9 protein-coding genes are annotated in these 16942 nt (G+C 39.1%); 5 read left to right on the top strand and 4 right to left on the bottom strand.

The window, feature by feature from the left end:
- Positions 1-350 precede the first annotated feature (350 nt).
- The 3 genes from pyrG (at position 351) to AC3Z9T_RS08615 (ending at position 5004) form a co-directional block, all read left to right on the top strand.
- Complete coding sequence (gene pyrG, locus AC3Z9T_RS08625) at positions 351-1988, top strand: glutamine hydrolyzing CTP synthase (RefSeq protein WP_369514716.1); 1638 nt, start codon at positions 351-353, stop codon at positions 1986-1988.
- 62 nt (positions 1989-2050) lie between these two features.
- Positions 2051-3352 (top strand): phosphopyruvate hydratase, encoded by a 1302-nt coding sequence (eno, locus tag AC3Z9T_RS08620; protein ID WP_369514715.1) that lies wholly within the window; start codon positions 2051-2053, stop codon positions 3350-3352.
- A gap of 266 nt (positions 3353-3618) precedes the next feature.
- Positions 3619-5004 (top strand): DASS family sodium-coupled anion symporter, encoded by a 1386-nt coding sequence (locus tag AC3Z9T_RS08615; protein ID WP_490125782.1) that lies wholly within the window; start codon positions 3619-3621, stop codon positions 5002-5004.
- A 65-nt stretch (positions 5005-5069) separates the two neighbouring features.
- Here the strand turns inward: AC3Z9T_RS08615 and AC3Z9T_RS08610 are convergent, their stop codons facing one another.
- The 4 genes from AC3Z9T_RS08610 to AC3Z9T_RS08595 all read right to left on the bottom strand — a co-directional run bounded on the left by AC3Z9T_RS08610 (position 5070) and on the right by AC3Z9T_RS08595 (position 15659).
- Positions 5070-9914 carry a TcdA/TcdB pore-forming domain-containing protein gene (locus AC3Z9T_RS08610; protein WP_490125781.1) on the bottom strand — a complete coding sequence of 1615 codons (4845 nt, stop codon included), beginning with the start codon at positions 9912-9914 and terminating at the stop codon, positions 5070-5072.
- Between the two features lie 262 nt (positions 9915-10176).
- Positions 10177-11103, bottom strand: a complete 927-nt coding sequence (locus AC3Z9T_RS08605) for a two-partner secretion domain-containing protein (RefSeq protein ID WP_490125780.1) — start codon at positions 11101-11103, stop codon at positions 10177-10179.
- Between the two features lie 191 nt (positions 11104-11294).
- Positions 11295-14456: an efflux RND transporter permease subunit gene (locus AC3Z9T_RS08600; RefSeq protein ID WP_490125779.1), complete on the bottom strand. Its 3162-nt coding sequence runs from the start codon at positions 14454-14456 to the stop codon at positions 11295-11297.
- 15 nt (positions 14457-14471) lie between these two features.
- Positions 14472-15659: an efflux RND transporter periplasmic adaptor subunit gene (locus AC3Z9T_RS08595; RefSeq protein WP_490125778.1), complete on the bottom strand. Its 1188-nt coding sequence runs from the start codon at positions 15657-15659 to the stop codon at positions 14472-14474.
- A gap of 137 nt (positions 15660-15796) precedes the next feature.
- Here AC3Z9T_RS08595 and acrR point away from each other — a divergent pair, with 137 nt between their 5' ends.
- Positions 15797-16444: a multidrug efflux transporter transcriptional repressor AcrR gene (gene acrR, locus AC3Z9T_RS08590; protein ID WP_490125777.1), complete on the top strand. Its 648-nt coding sequence runs from the start codon at positions 15797-15799 to the stop codon at positions 16442-16444.
- Between the two features lie 136 nt (positions 16445-16580).
- The gene (locus AC3Z9T_RS08585; protein ID WP_490125776.1) at positions 16581-16934 is read left to right on the top strand and encodes a DsrE/DsrF/TusD sulfur relay family protein; all 354 of its coding nucleotides are present in this window, start codon (positions 16581-16583) and stop codon (positions 16932-16934) included.
- Positions 16935-16942: the final 8 nt, after the last annotated feature.

Raw genomic sequence — 16942 nt, 5'->3', positions numbered from 1 at the left:
CACGTTGGCACAAAATCATCAGTCTGAAATATGTATTATACTGATGCTAAGGTTTTGCAATTTAGCCTTAAGCAAAATTATTTTTAGTATGGCAGTCATTTGGCTGTAGTGATAAAAACGACCTAAGTGGTTGAATGAGCATCACGATAGCGATATGTGTGCTTGGATGTTAAGCAAACCAGTGGAGAGCGAAAAATATTTTTCCTTTTAACTTGCTGATATTAATGGAATACAGATGAAAATTAACCTTATTGTGCTTAGAACATTTGTAGCGAAATTAAGGTTCGGGTATACTGTTTTCCCGTCCTGTTATATCCATCATCTTTTAAACCTAAACTTTCAGGTTCAGCATGAAAACTAATTATATTTTTGTGACCGGCGGGGTCGTATCCTCTCTGGGTAAAGGCATTGCCGCAGCCTCTCTGGCGGCTATACTCGAAGCCCGTGGACTCAATGTCACCATTATGAAACTGGATCCGTACATTAACGTCGATCCGGGGACAATGAGCCCAACCCAACACGGGGAAGTTTTCGTTACAGAAGACGGCGCTGAAACTGACTTGGATTTAGGTCATTATGAGCGTTTCATCCGTACTAAAATGACGCGTCGTAATAACTTCACCACAGGCCGTGTGTATTCAGAAGTTTTGCGTAAAGAGCGTCGTGGCGACTACTTAGGCGCTACCATCCAAGTTATCCCTCATATCACTAATGAAATCAAAGACCGCATCATCCGTGGTGGTGAAGGTCATGATGTTGTTCTCGTCGAAGTTGGCGGAACAGTCGGTGATATTGAATCACTGCCATTCTTAGAAGCTATTCGTCAAATGGCGGCAGAAGTCGGCCGTGAACGTACTCTATATCTGCATTTGACCCTTGTGCCATATTTGGCAGCTGCGGGTGAAGTGAAAACTAAACCAACTCAACATTCAGTGAAAGAATTGCTGTCTATAGGTATTCAGCCTGATGTGCTGATTTGCCGTTCAGACCGTGTGATCCCTGCTAATGAACGTGCCAAAATTGCACTGTTCTGTAATGTTCCTGAGAAAGCGGTTATTTCACTGAAAGATGTTGATTCTATCTATAAAATCCCTGGCATGTTGAAATCACAAGGCTTGGATGAATACATCTGCAAGCGTTTCAACTTAGATTGTCGTGAAGCCAATTTGGCAGAGTGGGAACAGGTGATTTATGAAGAAGCGAACCCTACTGGTGAAGTAACCATCGGTATGGTCGGCAAATATGTTGAATTACCTGATGCTTACAAATCAGTCATCGAAGCGTTGAAACACGGTGGCCTGAAAAATCGTTTGAGCGTTAATATCAAACTGATTGATTCACAAGATGTTGAGACTCGTGGTGTTGATCTGTTAAAAGGCTTAGATGCTATCCTTGTACCAGGTGGTTTTGGTGAACGTGGTATCGAAGGTAAGATCATGACTGCGCGTTATGCACGCGAAAACAAAGTCCCTTATTTAGGGATTTGTTTAGGCATGCAGGTTGCTCTGATTGAATTTGCACGTAATGTTGCCAATATGGAAGGTGCAAACTCAACTGAATTCGATATGAATTGTAAGTATCCCGTTGTTGCATTAATTACAGAGTGGCGCGATGAAGAGGGGAACCTTGAAGTCCGTTCTGAAGAGAGCGATCTCGGCGGAACCATGCGTGTTGGTGGCCAACCATGTCATTTAGTTAAAGGCAGCTTGGTTCGTGATATGTATGGCGAAGAAACTATTGTTGAGCGTCATCGTCATCGTTATGAAGTGAATAATTTGCTGTTAAAACGCATCGAAGAGGCTGGCTTAAAAATTGCTGGTCGTTCAGTGGATAACAAACTGGTCGAAATTATCGAAAATCCAAATCACCCATGGTTTGTGGCGTGCCAGTTCCACCCTGAATTCACTTCAACGCCAAGAGATGGTCACCCGTTGTTTGAAGGTTTTGTTAAAGCCGCTGGTAGCTACCAGAAAGGTGAGTTGAAATAAGATATGGCGGGGTAGGTTAATGGCCTACCTCCCACAATTTAACTTGTACTGAGGAAAACCTAATGTCCAAAATCGTTAAAGTGATCGGTCGTGAAATCATTGATTCTCGTGGTAACCCAACTGTAGAAGCTGAAGTTCATTTAGAAGGTGGCTTCGTTGGTTTAGCTGCTGCGCCATCAGGTGCATCTACTGGTTCTCGTGAAGCACTGGAACTGCGTGATGGTGATAAATCACGTTTTCTGGGCAAAGGCGTTCTGAAAGCAGTTGGTGCAGTTAATGGCCCAATCGCAGAAGCGCTGATTGGTCAAAATGCAAAAGACCAAGCGAATATCGATAAGATCATGATTGATCTGGATGGTACTGATAACAAATCTAAGTTTGGTGCGAACGCGATCCTTGCTGTGTCTTTAGCAAACGCTAAAGCAGCTGCGGCGGCAAAAGGTATGCCTCTTTATGAGCATATTTCTGACCTGAACGGTACTCACGGTCAATATTCAATGCCTCTACCAATGATGAACATCATCAATGGTGGTGAGCACGCTGATAACAACGTTGATATCCAAGAATTCATGATCCAGCCTGTTGGCGCACCAACGCTGAAAGAAGCTGTTCGTATGGGTTCTGAAATTTTCCATCACCTAGCAAAAGTACTGAAATCTAAAGGTATGAACACCGCAGTTGGTGATGAGGGTGGTTATGCACCTAACTTAGAATCTAACGCTGCTGCGCTGGCTGCTATCAAAGAAGCGGTTGAACAAGCAGGTTATGTTTTAGGTAAAGATGTGACTCTGGCGATGGACTGCGCAGCTTCTGAGTTCTACAACAAAGAAACTGGCAACTACGAGCTGAAAGGCGAAGGTAAAACCTTTACTTCTGAAGAGTTCACTCACTATTTAGAAGGTCTGACTAAAGAATACCCAATCGTTTCTATCGAAGATGGTCTGAACGAGTCAGATTGGGATGGTTTCGCATACCAAACTAAAGTTCTTGGTGACAAAATCCAACTGGTTGGTGATGACCTGTTTGTAACTAACACTAAGATCCTGAAAGAAGGTATCGATAAAGGTATCGCTAACTCAATCCTGATCAAATTTAACCAAATCGGTTCTTTGACTGAAACATTAGCTGCAATCAAGATGGCGAAAGATGCTGGCTACACTGCGGTTATTTCTCACCGTTCAGGCGAAACTGAAGATGCAACTATCGCTGACTTAGCGGTAGGTACAGCAGCAGGCCAAATCAAAACAGGTTCAATGAGCCGTTCTGACCGTGTTGCTAAGTACAATCAACTGATCCGTATTGAAGAAGCATTGGGTGACCGTGCTCCATTTAAAGGTCTGAAAGAAGTTAAAGGCCAAGCATAATTTAATTTATGTTAATTCATTGATTAAAATGGGGAGCTTAGGCTCTCCATTTTTTTGTCTAGCATCTCAATTTAAAAAACTGTCGATAAAATCGATAGTTTTTTGTATTTCAAATGAAAAAATAGTTAAATTGCGCGTTTCAGATCTCAAAATTGGATCGTCCACATTTGAATTTCATTCAATTAACTTTATATTTCCCTCACTGTAAATAAATCTTAACAAGAGCTTGAAGTGCATTCGCACTAATATCAGCCGAGGGAGTACATATGGATGCTTCTGAGTCCTTAAAACCCGCTGTAGGTCCAACCCCATCGAATGTAAGAGGTTGGGTTATTTTAGCTGTTGATATCGTATTGCTAATTCTACTTTTAAAATATCTGCCATTTGATGATAAAGCGAATGCAGGCTTAGCAATGATGGTATTTATTGGTGTGCTTTGGTTAACTGAAGCTATACACGTCACTATCACTGCATTATGTATTCCAATCTTAGCGGTTGGGCTTGGATTAATGAATACAGGGGATGCGCTCAAGTCATTTGCCAACCCAATTATCTTTTTGTTCTTTGGTGGTTTTGCGTTGGCAACAGCTTTGCATATTCAAGGGCTCGACCGTTTAATTGCTAACCGCTTATTAATGGTTGCACGTGGTCGATTGTCCATTGCCGTCGTATTGCTGTTTGGCGTGACTGCATTGTTGTCAATGTGGATCAGTAACACGGCAACAGCTGCTATGATGTTGCCATTAGTATTGGGTATTCTCTCTAACCTAGATGTGCGCCATGAGCGCAATACCTTTGTATTTGTTCTGTTAGGTGTAGCCTATAGTGCAAGTATTGGTGGTTTAGGCACTATTGTAGGTAGCCCACCTAATGCGATTGCCGCATCGGCATTAGGGCTAGACTTCTTATCATGGATGAAATACGGCATTCCAATTATGGTGGTGCTGTTACCGATGATGTTTGTGCTGATGTTTATGATGTTACGCCCAAATTTGAAGCACCGCTTTGAATTAGAATTAGAACATGTGAAGTGGAATGGTAAACGTATTACAGCAATGGTGATTTTTTTATTAGCTGTGGTTTGTTGGATCACCAGTACTTTTATTAGCGATGCATTAGGTGGCGTTAAAGACCTCGACACAATTATTGCCGTCAGTGCAGCAATCCTTATTGGCGTGACCGGTGTTGCTAGTTGGGCGCAAATTCAAAAAAATACCGAGTGGGGCGTATTGATGCTATTTGGCGGTGGCTTAACACTCAGTGCCATTCTCAGCTCTTCAGGTGCAAGTAAGATTATGGCTGACTGGATGCAAATGACATTTGGTCAAAGCCACTGGTTTATTATTATTTTAGCGGTCACCACCTTTATTATTATCTTAACTGAATTTACCAGTAACACAGCAAGTGCTGCATTATTAGTGCCTATTTTTGCAACGGTTGCAGAAGCATTAGGTATGCCTGTGATGGCGCTGACAATGATTATTGGTATTGGTGCATCTTGTGCTTTTATGTTACCTGTTGCCACACCGCCGAATGCGATTGTATTTGGTTCTGGCTACATCCGGCAGATTGAAATGGTACGAGTGGGAGCAGTATTAAACGTAGCCTGTATCATTGTGATTTCACTATTTGCTTGGTTCTTCTGGCTGTAAAATGTGATAAAAAGTGTGGTTTTGATGTAAACCGCACTTTTTTACTTTTGTTAGATTATCAGCAGTTAATAGTGATTTGATGGAAACATTATTCTTCTTAGATGATTTTCTGACAAATGTTCAGGTGATCCATCAGCGAAATTAAGATCCATCTCATTATCTATTGCGGAAATTGAGTCAATTAATTGATCATTGTCGCTAGCACGTCCAAGCCCTGGAGTTGGATTAGTATATTGTTCTAGAGTAATAACCCCTTTTTTTATATCATAAAACTCTATTAATTTTGTAACGGTAATAGGATTTGGTGCATCTTTAAAGTTTAAGTGTAAATGCTGATGATTACTGGCCTGTGATCCCCATACTTGGCGTATTATTAATGTTGTTGCATTTGCCATATCTGTTAAAACAAGATCGTCATCTTTTCTGTTAACATAAATGCCTTGTGAAATGCTAATAGGTAGAATGACCCTGTCTATTTCTTTATCTGTTGAGTTATTATTGATAATAATAGTGCGATACCCATTCCAACTTTCCAAATCAAATTTATAGGTATCTGGACCATCCCCTCCACTTATAACTAATGTCTCTACATCTTCAATTAAAGATGGATTAATATTATCAGATGCTGATTGACCATTAATGATAAGTGTTGAGTTAAATGTTTTATTAGTGGTATTTTCAGATATAATATGAAATAATAATTGATTTTCGGTTGTAAGCATTAATAAACCATTACCTTCTTTTCTGATATTTTTAAAGCGAAGACCTGGATAAATATTAATATAATTAGGTAATGCTCTGGGGTTTTGTAGCCAGTTTTTTTCATTGAAAGCAGAATATAATATTTCCATGCTGACTGTTTTTTGACGATATAATTCTCCCGTTGTACTATTAAATATAAAGGCATTATCAAAATTAGGTGTAAAACTTAGGAACTTTAAATTATTAACATTGGGTATGGTCGGTAATAGTGCAATTTTATTATTCATATACCAAGCTGGAATGATTTGATAATTATCAATGTTTTTTAAACCAAATAGAGTGACTAAATGATTTGAAGATACAATGCCTTTTAGTTCTTCTATCCAGTTTTTTTTATTGTTAAACCATAGCCCATTAACGGCGACAAGCTTTGATTCCCCTTTGGTATCAACTTGATAGATATATCCTTCATCAGTAGATACTAGAATAGAATCTTTCCAGTTAGTTACGTTTTTAATATTTGGTATATTAATATGCTTAGCTGTAGCAGTATTAACATCAAGTATATCTTGTCCTAATCCATTCTGAATGAAAACACACTTTTTTTCTTTGCTATAAAAGAAAAACACTTCCTCCCCGGTTATATTTACATGACTACTAATTAAGACTAAATCAAAAGGAATTGGCCATTGACTTTGTGCTGGATATATTGGATTAGCTATACTTGAGTCATTATTTGGTGATTCAAGATTGGGTTTAATTAAAACACCATCACTTAGACGTAGCCAAAAATGTTGATTAATACCATGTTGGTCATGACCTTTTATTGAAATAATATTTGATATCATAGGGTTATTTGTATTGGATAGTATCTCTGGTTTTTCTTCATTAGGTGATAAATGATGTACTAAATAATTATGTGAAGACAATAAAGCGAGATCTTGCTCAAGTAAAGTTGTTGGGGTACTGATAAGCTTATCAATCAGTAATTGGTTATCTGTCACGTTCAATAACTCTATGCTATTGCTAAATAAGCGATATGCGCTTGATATTAAACTATTTTTATGGTTGTGTATGAAATTAATATAGGTTTGGTTGTTATCCTGCCATAGTCTAGTAATTTTTGAGTTAGATGCAATAACGTTAGATGCATCATAGCGCATATTAATAGTGCCTGTTGGTATATCAACTCGCCAAAATAAAGCTTTCTCAGGGGTATAAAAGTAAGCATTATTATCATCTATCGAACTTAAAAGTGCGTGATTATTTTCTTCATCAGTTGAGTTGGTGAAGATGATACGTTGATATTCTACATCATAAAAAGCACGGCCAACATTTATGCCTTCATGGTGATAATCATTAATTGCGATATATTTTTCATATAATTTATGATTTTGGCTTAATTCATTTAGATACTTCTCAATATTATTATTTCTATCTATCCAATGATTTCCATCCTCAATCAAAATATCCGCTGTTTTTTTGGATAAACTAATTAACTTAACTTCACCATTAGAGTTAACTAGTTTGATTATATCATTGCCTGATGAATAACCAATATTAACAATCACTCCATCAATATTGAGTTTGTCATTATCAATCGTAATATTATCGCTATTGATCTCACTTGCATTAATTATCCATGTTGCAGGTGTTTCATTATGACTATAATTATGTAGTGAAAGTGAAGCGCCATAATTAATTGATATATGATATTCGTTGCCTTTTCCTTTTACATCATAATGGAGCTTACCATGCCACTCAGTTGGTATTTTTGGAATTATAATATTTTGTTTTTGATTGGGTAATATGATTTCAATCGGCGTATAAACATATTCCTGAGTTAACTTAGTAATTGTATTTTCGAATGGAAAAATATAAAAGTCATAGTCAAATTTGTCTGTTTGTTCTAAGCGACGAATAACGTCGAACCCTAAATCATTACGAGTTGTCGATCCAGGAAGTATATTATAAGTATAATCTATATAGGATTTAGGTGTGATAGGTAGAATAATATTTTGGCTATCTTTAAGGTCATGGGTTGTTTCGGTATAACCAATATTTTCTCTAATATTTAGCGCCTGATTTCTATCATGAATAACATGAGGGAAGTCGCCGGCCCAAAAAATGTAATTATGTCGACCACCAGCGGCTGATCTTTCACTTGTTCGATAAATATATTGGCTATCAAACTCTATATTACCTGTATGCAAATTAATTTTTTTGATAACAGCTCCAAAACGAGGAATGAGAACTTGATGTTCTTCTTGGTAGTCATAGCCATTACCTTTATAAGCTTTATCTAAATACTTAAAGTACATGCCAACAGATTTAGCATCATCAGCAACTTTGGAAAAAGCACGGCTGAGAGCAATAAATCCGATACCGAGTCCATTGAGAATGACTCCGACACTACCAAAAACGGTTGCTGTTGCTGATGCACCTACTATATTTGCGTAAGAACCAGCCATTCCAGCGGCTAGAGTCATTGTATCAAATGCTAGTTGAGTGCCAAAAATAGATTTTTGTGCCTCTGTCGTTGAATTTGCTAATTCATAAATGTCTAAACTTATTTGTGTGACATTAAAAATATAGCCAAGACCCTCATTAGCCTTACTGGCTAAAGCTAAGGTAAAATTAACCGAGCTATTATGAAGAGCAGGCTCTGTTTGACGCCAAAGCCTAGCGACTAAATCTGTAATTTTTGTAGTATCATTGATACCACCTTGAGCTATCATTGAATAATTCACATAAGTATTGATGTTTAATGCGGTAGCTAGGTTTTTTGAAATATTATTTTTTGAAGTAGATGTTGAATTATGATTTTCAACAGATTGAATGAGTGCTTGAATGGCAATGATACTATTTAGTCCCCCACTAACATTTGTGTTTTCAATGGGTTCAGCAAGCTCAAGTTCATTATCATTAAAAGTATAATATTCATTTAATGTACTCACTTTTTCATAAAAATAGTCAAAGAACTCAATAAATGCTTCATCAGATATTCCTAACCATTGAGGTTCTTCAGATATATCTTGATAAACAAATGGGACTAGGTAACTTCCATCATCTAACTTTCGAATATTGGAAAATACAGGTAACCACTTATTATTCAATTCATATTGTTCTGCTATTGATGACATGATTTTTTCTAGTTTGTCTCCCCATTGTTGGGCTTCTACAATTTCTAGCGAACAGCGTAACTGTAGATCTGACATGACTTGCTGTTGATTTTCAAGAATAGGGGTGATTTCTTGGCGACTTTGGGAAACCTCAGTGAGGTCACTTGAGTTGATTAAATCAGAAACATATAAACCATTACCAATGTGAACATTGGCCATTTTCTCTGTATCGATTTCTAAAATATCAAATAGAGGGACTGATGATGTTCCTTCAGCTGAATAATATTTGGCCATTTTTTTTGTGACCAGAAATTCGTTTAAAGCAATAAATAATTTACTATTATCATCGAAGGTAAATAATCCGAAATTAGGATCGAAAAAATAATAATGAGGAATGCCATTTTCAATTTTTTTACCAAGTAACATCGAATGTTTTTTACTATTTAGGGCATACATGAAATCTCGATTATTTTCATGAAATAAATGTTTAATTTCAGATAGGTTGAATTTTCCTAAAAGAGAAGATGCAGATGTTGCATCTAAATTGGAATGCAGGTTTGCTAATGCATGTTTAAGTAATTCGGTACTATTCTCATTAGGTGATGCAGAGGCGAGAAAAAGGCTATCAACAAAATTATTTGCACTTGACGTTCCATTAGTCGCTAATGCGACCGACATTACACGTACTAAGGGATAACAACGACCAGTATATTTATCTCCAACTAAGGCTAAATAAAAACTTTGTGGAATAAGTCTTTTTGAGGTACAGCCATTTTGGGTAAATAATTCACTGAATTTTTCAGTCGTATTTAAAATATAGTTGATATGCTCTTCTTGAGATTTAAATTTGATGTGTTGATATAAAGCACCTAGCTGGGATAGTGATAAATTATTACTAGTGACACCTTTTGTAACGTATAATTCTTTCATTTGTAATGAAGTCATTTGTTTATTAAAGTCTGGGATTTCAATTTCAGCGTAATTAGCTATACCTCGTAAAAAAAGTGTGTTTTTAATTCTCAGATGCTCTCTGACAGCACTATCATACTGGCTAGTTATTGATGAGTTGTCCTTTGTATTATGCATTCTTATCTCCATTATTTAGTGTGCTTTTATTGTTAATAAGTATGAACAATACCATGTTATATCTTTGAGCTTTCTTGAACTTTATCTTAATAAAGATTTATCTAATGTTTAATTTTTAAATCAATTTAAATCTAATTTTTAGTCTATAAATGTAAAAGCAATCATAGATTTTGGATGAATAAAGAGGGGGATTGCAGTGATCCCCAGATATAGTGTTTTGCAATGATCAATATTTATTACTCTAATGCATCAAGTTATCCAGTTAGTTTGGGTCTTGTCCAACTAAAGTTTGTTGGTTACTTCCTAACCGGATCCTTCCGGTAACAGCTAATTGACTATCACCTTGAAGTGATAAACTCATTGCTTCTATCAGTCCTTTAATATCAATTTTATTTTGCGGGCACATAAAGCTGTCTTTGCACTGATATTGATGACTCTCTAGCAAAATAGAACGACCCATAAGCTTTGCATTTTCATTTAGCTCAAATAGGCTTCCTTCGCTATGAAGAGTTGTTGGCTTATATTTTGCCGTTGAACGTAATACACCTTCACGAATAGAAAGCGTTGCTCCGCCAGAAGTACTGAGATAGTTTTGCATGGCAGCAGTGATGTTTACTGCATTTTGCAGTTTAATTCGGTCGGCAAATACATTAACTTTTGACAACTGAATAGGGCTTGCTTGCTGTTGACTAATTGAGACTTGGCTACCGGGGACAACAGTAAATTTTAGCTGCGTATAATCTTTTAGTGGCTTAGGAAGCAGCTTATTAGGATCTGTTTTGTCTTTTATAAATTGCCGTTCAAAATTCCCAGCGATTAGTGATAGGCTGCCTATATTACTTGCTGACCCGTTCGTCCACGTAATGCCATTTGGGTTAGCAATCACTAGGTTAGCTGTTTGACCTTTGATACCCAGTACGCCTTGTAGATTAGTGGCTTCGTTACCTGTTACTTCAGCTAGTATTAATTGTGCTGCCTTTCCATCTAGCGCTCTATTGTCATTAATATCATTATTAAAGACTAAACCATGCTCATTAGATGAAAGACTCTCAAAGCTATTAAATGAAACATGATTTTCAAGTGGTGCGGTGATATTGATTGTTTTAGCTAAATTAAGGTCAGAATTTACTTCTGCAAGCGTTGAATGGTGAGTCAGTAAAGCAATTAACGGAATAATGATAACTCTCATAAGATGATGCTCCTTGCTGTGAATGATCCCTGTTATTTAGAGATAGCATAGCAACATCTTTTCATGGTGATGTGTTAAAAAATAAAATACGTAAATAAGAATACTTACACCGAAATACCTATTTTTATCGAAGATGCTTCATAAAAAAGGGCCACTGTTGTGGCCCTTAGCGATTATTTTATCTGAACAGGTTATTCAGTCTTTGCCGGTGGATGGCTATGTTCAATATCATCCGATTTCTTATTAAAGCGGCGACGGATCACCACGAAGAATACCGGAACAAAGAAGATAGCCAACGAAGTCGCTGCGAACATACCACCAAGTACACCTGTACCAACGGAGTTCTGTGCCGCAGAGCCTGCACCATTACTAAATACCAGAGGGATAACACCTAACATAAAGGCTAATGATGTCATCAGGATTGGTCGTAAACGCATCTTAACAGCGTTAAGTGTTGCTTCGACTAGCCCTTTACCTTCTTTTTCCATCAAGTCTTTGGCGAATTCAACAATCAAGATTGCGTTCTTCGCCGATAAGCCAATGGTTGTTAAGAGACCTACCTTAAAGTACACGTCATTCGATAGGCCACGCACAGAGGTAAACAGTAATGCACCAATAATACCCAATGGAACAACTAACATAACCGAGAATGGTACTGACCAGCTCTCATACAATGCCGCCAAACATAGGAAGACGACGATTAATGAGATGGCATACAGAGCCGGTGCCTGATTACCAGACAGACGTTCCTGATATGACATACCTGTCCATTCATAACCAATACCTTTCGGCAGGTTTTCTGTTGTCAATTGCTCCATCATCAGCATGGCGTCACCAGTACTTTGACCAGGTGCTGCTTGACCTTGAATGTTCATTGATGGAACACCGTTATAACGCTCTAAACGCGGCGAACCATATTTCCATGGATCTTGTGATTCATCCAAGAACGCGGAGAAAGGAACCATGTTGCCTTGAGCATTACGCACGTAGAGTGCACTGATGTCGGATGGCAGCATGCGGCTTTCTGCATCACCTTGAACATAAACTTTCTTAACACGACCGCGGTCGATAAAGTCATTTACATAAGTTCCACCAAATACTGAGCTTAATGTTGCATTAATATCAGAGATAGCAACACCTTGAGCTTGAGCTTTTTGTTGGTCAATGTAGATACGATACTGTGAGGTATCATCTTGGCCGTTGGGGCGAACCCCTTGCAACATTTCAGGGTGCTGTGCCGCTAAACCAAGTAGTTGGTTACGTGCTGCCATTAAGGCATCATGTCCCAAGTTGCCTTGGTCAACCAATTCAAAGTCAAAGCCGTTTGCTGTACCTAACTCAACAATTGCTGGCAGGTTAAAGGCGTAAATCATTGCCTCTTGTTTCTGTGACAAGGCGATATTGGCTCGTTGAACAATGGCTTCAACGTGGTTTTCATCGCCTTTACGTTCATCCCAGTTTTTCAATACAACGAACGCCAGACCCATGTTTTGACCTTGGCCTGCGAAGCTGAAGCCACCAACCGTAAACACTGACTCTACGTTACGTTTTTCGTCTGTGTGGAAGTAAGTGTTAACTTCATCCAATACAGCTTGTGTTTGTTCTTGCGTTGATCCTGGTGGTAATTGAACCATCGTTAAGAATACCCCTTGGTCTTCTTCTGGTAAGAAGGAAGAGGGGAGGCGCACAAACATGACTGCCATGGCCGCGACTAAAACTAAATAAATAATCAGGTAGCGACCTGTACCATTCAACATGCGGCTAACACTATCAGTATAGTGGTGAGCTTGTTTTTCAAAAGTACGGTTAAACCAACCAAAGAACCCTTTTTGGCTTCCATGGCCGCCTTTTTCGATAGGCTTCAGCATGGTCGCACAAAGTGCTGGGGTCAAAATCATCGCAACCAATACTGACAAGATCATGGCCGATACGATGGTAATTGAGAACTGACGGTAAATAGCCCCTGTTGAGCCACCAAAGAAGGCCATTGGGATAAATACCGCAGACAGTACCATTGCAATCCCCACCAATGCGCCTTGAATTTGCCCCATGGACTTCTTGGTCGCTTCTTTTGGTGGTAAGCCTTCCTCTTGCATTACACGCTCAACGTTTTCAACAACAACGATGGCATCATCAACAAGAAGACCGATGGCAAGCACCATCGCAAACATGGTTAAGGTGTTTATCGAATACCCAAACGCGGCGAGGATCGCGAATGTTCCTAGCAATACGACAGGTACTGCGATAGTCGGTATCAATGTTGCGCGAATGTTCTGTAAGAACAGATACATAACTACAACAACCAACATGATCGCTTCAACCAGCGTTTTGACTACCTCGTTAATCGAAATCTTAACGAATGGCGTTGTATCATATGGATAAACGATTTCTAACCCTTCAGGGAAGAACGGCTCCATACCTGCTAATGCTGCACGAACGTTGTTAGCAGTATCCAGTGCGTTAGCACCCGTCGCGAGTTTGATACCAATACCAGCAGCTGGTTTACCATTAAATCGTGCAATGGTGCTGTAGTTTTCAGCGCCAAGCTCAACTGTCGCAAGATCTTTTAAACGAACTTGAGAACCATCCTGATTAACACGTAACAGGATATTGGCAAATTCTTCAGGGTTGTTTAAACGCGTCTGAGCAATAATTGAAACGTTTAAGCGTTGACCGCCAACAGGAGGTGTTCCACCCAATTGACCTGCCGCCACTTGGTTGTTTTGTACTTTAATGGCATTGATAACATCGGTTGTTGTCATGTTGTACTTCACGAGCTGCTCTGGTTTTAACCAGATACGCATCGCGTATTGCGTACCAAACAACTGAGTTTCACCAACACCGTTAACTCGGCTAAGTGGATCCTTAATATTAGAACCTACATAGTCGGCAATATCATATTGACCCATTGAGTTATCGGCAGAAACGAAACCGGCTACCATTAAGAAGGAACTGGTAGATTTATCAACGCTGATACCTTGTTGCTGAACTTCTTGTGGCAGCAATGGCATCGCGAGTTGCAGTTTGTTTTGAACCTGAACCTGTGCGATATCACCATCAGTACCTGCTTCAAAAGTCAGCATGATACTGGCGGAGCCTGATGAATCACTGGTTGATGACATATACACCAAGTTATCGATACCGTTCATGTTCTGTTCGATAACCTGAGTCACTGTGTTCTGTACCGTCGATGCATCAGCGCCAGGGTAGTTAGCCGAAATGGATACGGATGGCGGTGCAATAGTTGGGTACTGAGCTACAGGTAACTTGATAATTGCCAGCAGACCAGCAAGCATAGTAATAATTGCGATTACCCATGCAAAAATTGGTCTATCTATAAAAAACTTAGGCATTAATCAACCGCTCCCTTATTTAGACTTTTGTTCAGGTTGTGCCTGATTGTCTATAGATTGCGTTTCTAAATTAGCTTCTTTAGGTACGACAGTAATACCTGGTTTGATTTTTTGCAGACCTATCACAATCACACGATCGCCGTCTTGCAAACCATCAGTCACCAGCCATTTGTTGCCGACAGCTTGTGCTGCTTTCACTTTTCTGACTTCAACTTTATTCTCTTTTCCAACAACCATGACCTGAGAGTCACCTTGTGGGGTACGAGATAAACCTTGTTGAGGAACCAAAATCGCATTTTCTCTCACACCATCTTCTAAGATGGCGCGCACGAACATGCCTGGCATCAGCTCTTTGTTGGGGTTCGGGAAGATTGCACGCATTGTGATTGAGCCTGTTGTCTCATCCACTGTAACGTCAGAAAATTCCAGAGCACCTTTTTGTGCATACTCTTGGCCATTATTAATGACTAAGCTAACAGGGGCTTTGCCCGGCTCTTTTTGTAGAGCACCTTTTTCTATCTCACTGCGTAAACGTAAGAAATCCTCACTGGATTGCGTAACGTCAACATAAATAGGGTCAAGCTGTTGAACTCGCATTAACTCAGTAGTTTGTCCAGTTGAAACTAATGCACCTTCAGTCACATTTGAAATCCCAGCACGACCACTAATTGGTGCTGTGACTTTGGTATAGTTCAAGTTAATACGTGCAGTTTCAACAGCTGCTTCAGCGACTTTAACTGCGGCTAAGGCTTGAGCATATGTTGAGGTTGCCTGATCGTATTCTTGCTGACTAATATATTTAGTGCCTAAAAGTGGCTTGTAGCGTTTAACTGTCAAACCGGCAATATTCGCGTTAGCTTGTGCTTGAGCAAGCGAAGCTTTAGCGCTATCAAAAGTGGCTTGGAAAGGCGCTGGATCTATCTGATATAAAGACGTTCCGGCCTCAACATCGCTACCTTCTTTATAGTTGCGTTTGAGTATAATGCCACTTACCTGTGGGCGGACTTCTGCGATACGAAATGCAGATGTACGGCCCGGTAATTCGGTCTTGATAGTCAGAGGTTCGGCTTTAAGCGTAACAATTCCTACTTCAGGCGCCGGGCGTTCACCGCCACCTTTTTGTTCATCGTTACAACCTGATAAAGCTAAGCCACCTGAAAGAACCAACAGAGCCAGAGGTAACACCCCTCTGTTTTTTCGCATAAGTTAACCTCAATTAATCAATAATTATGAGTACAATACAAAATAAGAAAAATGGTAAACAATAAGATTTTTCACTATGCTATAGTACAAACATACACTATTGTATGTAAATCAGCTTTGTATATAAACGAGTTGCAATGGCACGAAAAACTAAACAACAGGCCGAAGAAACCCGTCAGGAAATTTTAGATGCTGCCATCAAAACCTTTTCTGAGCGAGGCGTTTCGGCGACATCTTTAGCCGACATCGCAAAAGCCGCTGGTGTAACCCGTGGTGCGATATACTGGCATTTCAAAAATAAGGTCGATCTGTTTCAACAAGCTTGTGAATTCAGTGACAGTCAGATACTACAGGCTGAGAACTATTATCGTTCGAAGTATAGTAATGATCCACTGGCAATTCTAAAAGAAATTTTAGTTTATATTTTGACGGATTTTATTGAAAGCCCTAAAAATCGTGCTTTGATGGATATTCTGTTTCACAAATGTGAATTGGTGGGGGAAATGGCGGCGATTGTTGATCTCAAAAGAGAAAACTTCATGGCTAGCCACTACCGTATTGTTGAGCATTTACGCAATTGTGTTGATTTAGGGCAACTGCCTGCAAACCTTGATTTAGAGTGTTCCGCCATCATGCTACGTGCTATGGTTTGTGGTTTATTGGAAAACTGGTTATTACAGCCTGATAGTTTTAATATGCGGTCACGAACAGAAACGTTGGTGGATTCTATGTTAGAAACATTAAAATACAGTCCATCATTGCGCATAAAAATAGACTCAAAATAATTCGAGTTGCAGTTAGGCAATAATTGAAGATAGGCGGGGAGCATAGATAAACTAGGTGACTCGGTTAGCTGAACGTAGTCAACAACACTGCAGCTTGAAGGATTTCGGGTATAGACTAAGAAATTGGAGAAATACCATGCCATCCATTCTGATCATTGCTAATGGTGCACCTTATGGTAATGAAACTTTATTTAATTCATTACGTTTAGCAATCACACTTAAAGAACAGCACCCACAAACTGAACTTAGATTGTTTTTAATGTCAGATGCTGTTACCGCTGGGCTAAGTGCTCAAAAGCCTAAAGAAGGTTATAATATTCAACAAATGTTAGAGATTTTAACCGCACAACAAGTTGCGGTTAAGCTGTGTAAAACATGTACTGACGCCCGTGGAGTGAGTGAGCTGCCTTTAGCCGATGGTGTAGAGATTGGAACCTTGGTAGAGCTTGCGGCCTGGACTCTAGAAGCCGATAAAGTTTTAACTTTTTAGGGATTAGC

Source organism: Providencia sp. 6390 (genome assembly GCF_058148425.1).
This window is presented reverse-complemented; position numbering and strand designations above follow the sequence as displayed.

What these genes read in the sequence shown, in the direction of transcription:
- pyrG (WP_369514716.1), top strand. Translation starts at nt 351, where the DNA reads ATGAAAACTAATTATATTTTTGTGACCGGCGGGGTCGTATCCTCTCTG.
- AC3Z9T_RS08585 (WP_490125776.1), top strand. Translation starts at nt 16,581, where the DNA reads ATGCCATCCATTCTGATCATTGCTAATGGTGCACCTTATGGTAATGAA.
- AC3Z9T_RS08595 (WP_490125778.1), bottom strand. Translation starts at nt 15,659, where the DNA reads ATGCGAAAAAACAGAGGGGTGTTACCTCTGGCTCTGTTGGTTCTTTCA.
- AC3Z9T_RS08615 (WP_490125782.1), top strand. Translation starts at nt 3,619, where the DNA reads ATGGATGCTTCTGAGTCCTTAAAACCCGCTGTAGGTCCAACCCCATCG.
- AC3Z9T_RS08605 (WP_490125780.1), bottom strand. Translation starts at nt 11,103, where the DNA reads ATGAGAGTTATCATTATTCCGTTAATTGCTTTACTGACTCACCATTCA.
- AC3Z9T_RS08600 (WP_490125779.1), bottom strand. Translation starts at nt 14,456, where the DNA reads ATGCCTAAGTTTTTTATAGATAGACCAATTTTTGCATGGGTAATCGCA.
- AC3Z9T_RS08610 (WP_490125781.1), bottom strand. Translation starts at nt 9,914, where the DNA reads ATGCATAATACAAAGGACAACTCATCAATAACTAGCCAGTATGATAGT.
- acrR (WP_490125777.1), top strand. Translation starts at nt 15,797, where the DNA reads ATGGCACGAAAAACTAAACAACAGGCCGAAGAAACCCGTCAGGAAATT.
- eno (WP_369514715.1), top strand. Translation starts at nt 2,051, where the DNA reads ATGTCCAAAATCGTTAAAGTGATCGGTCGTGAAATCATTGATTCTCGT.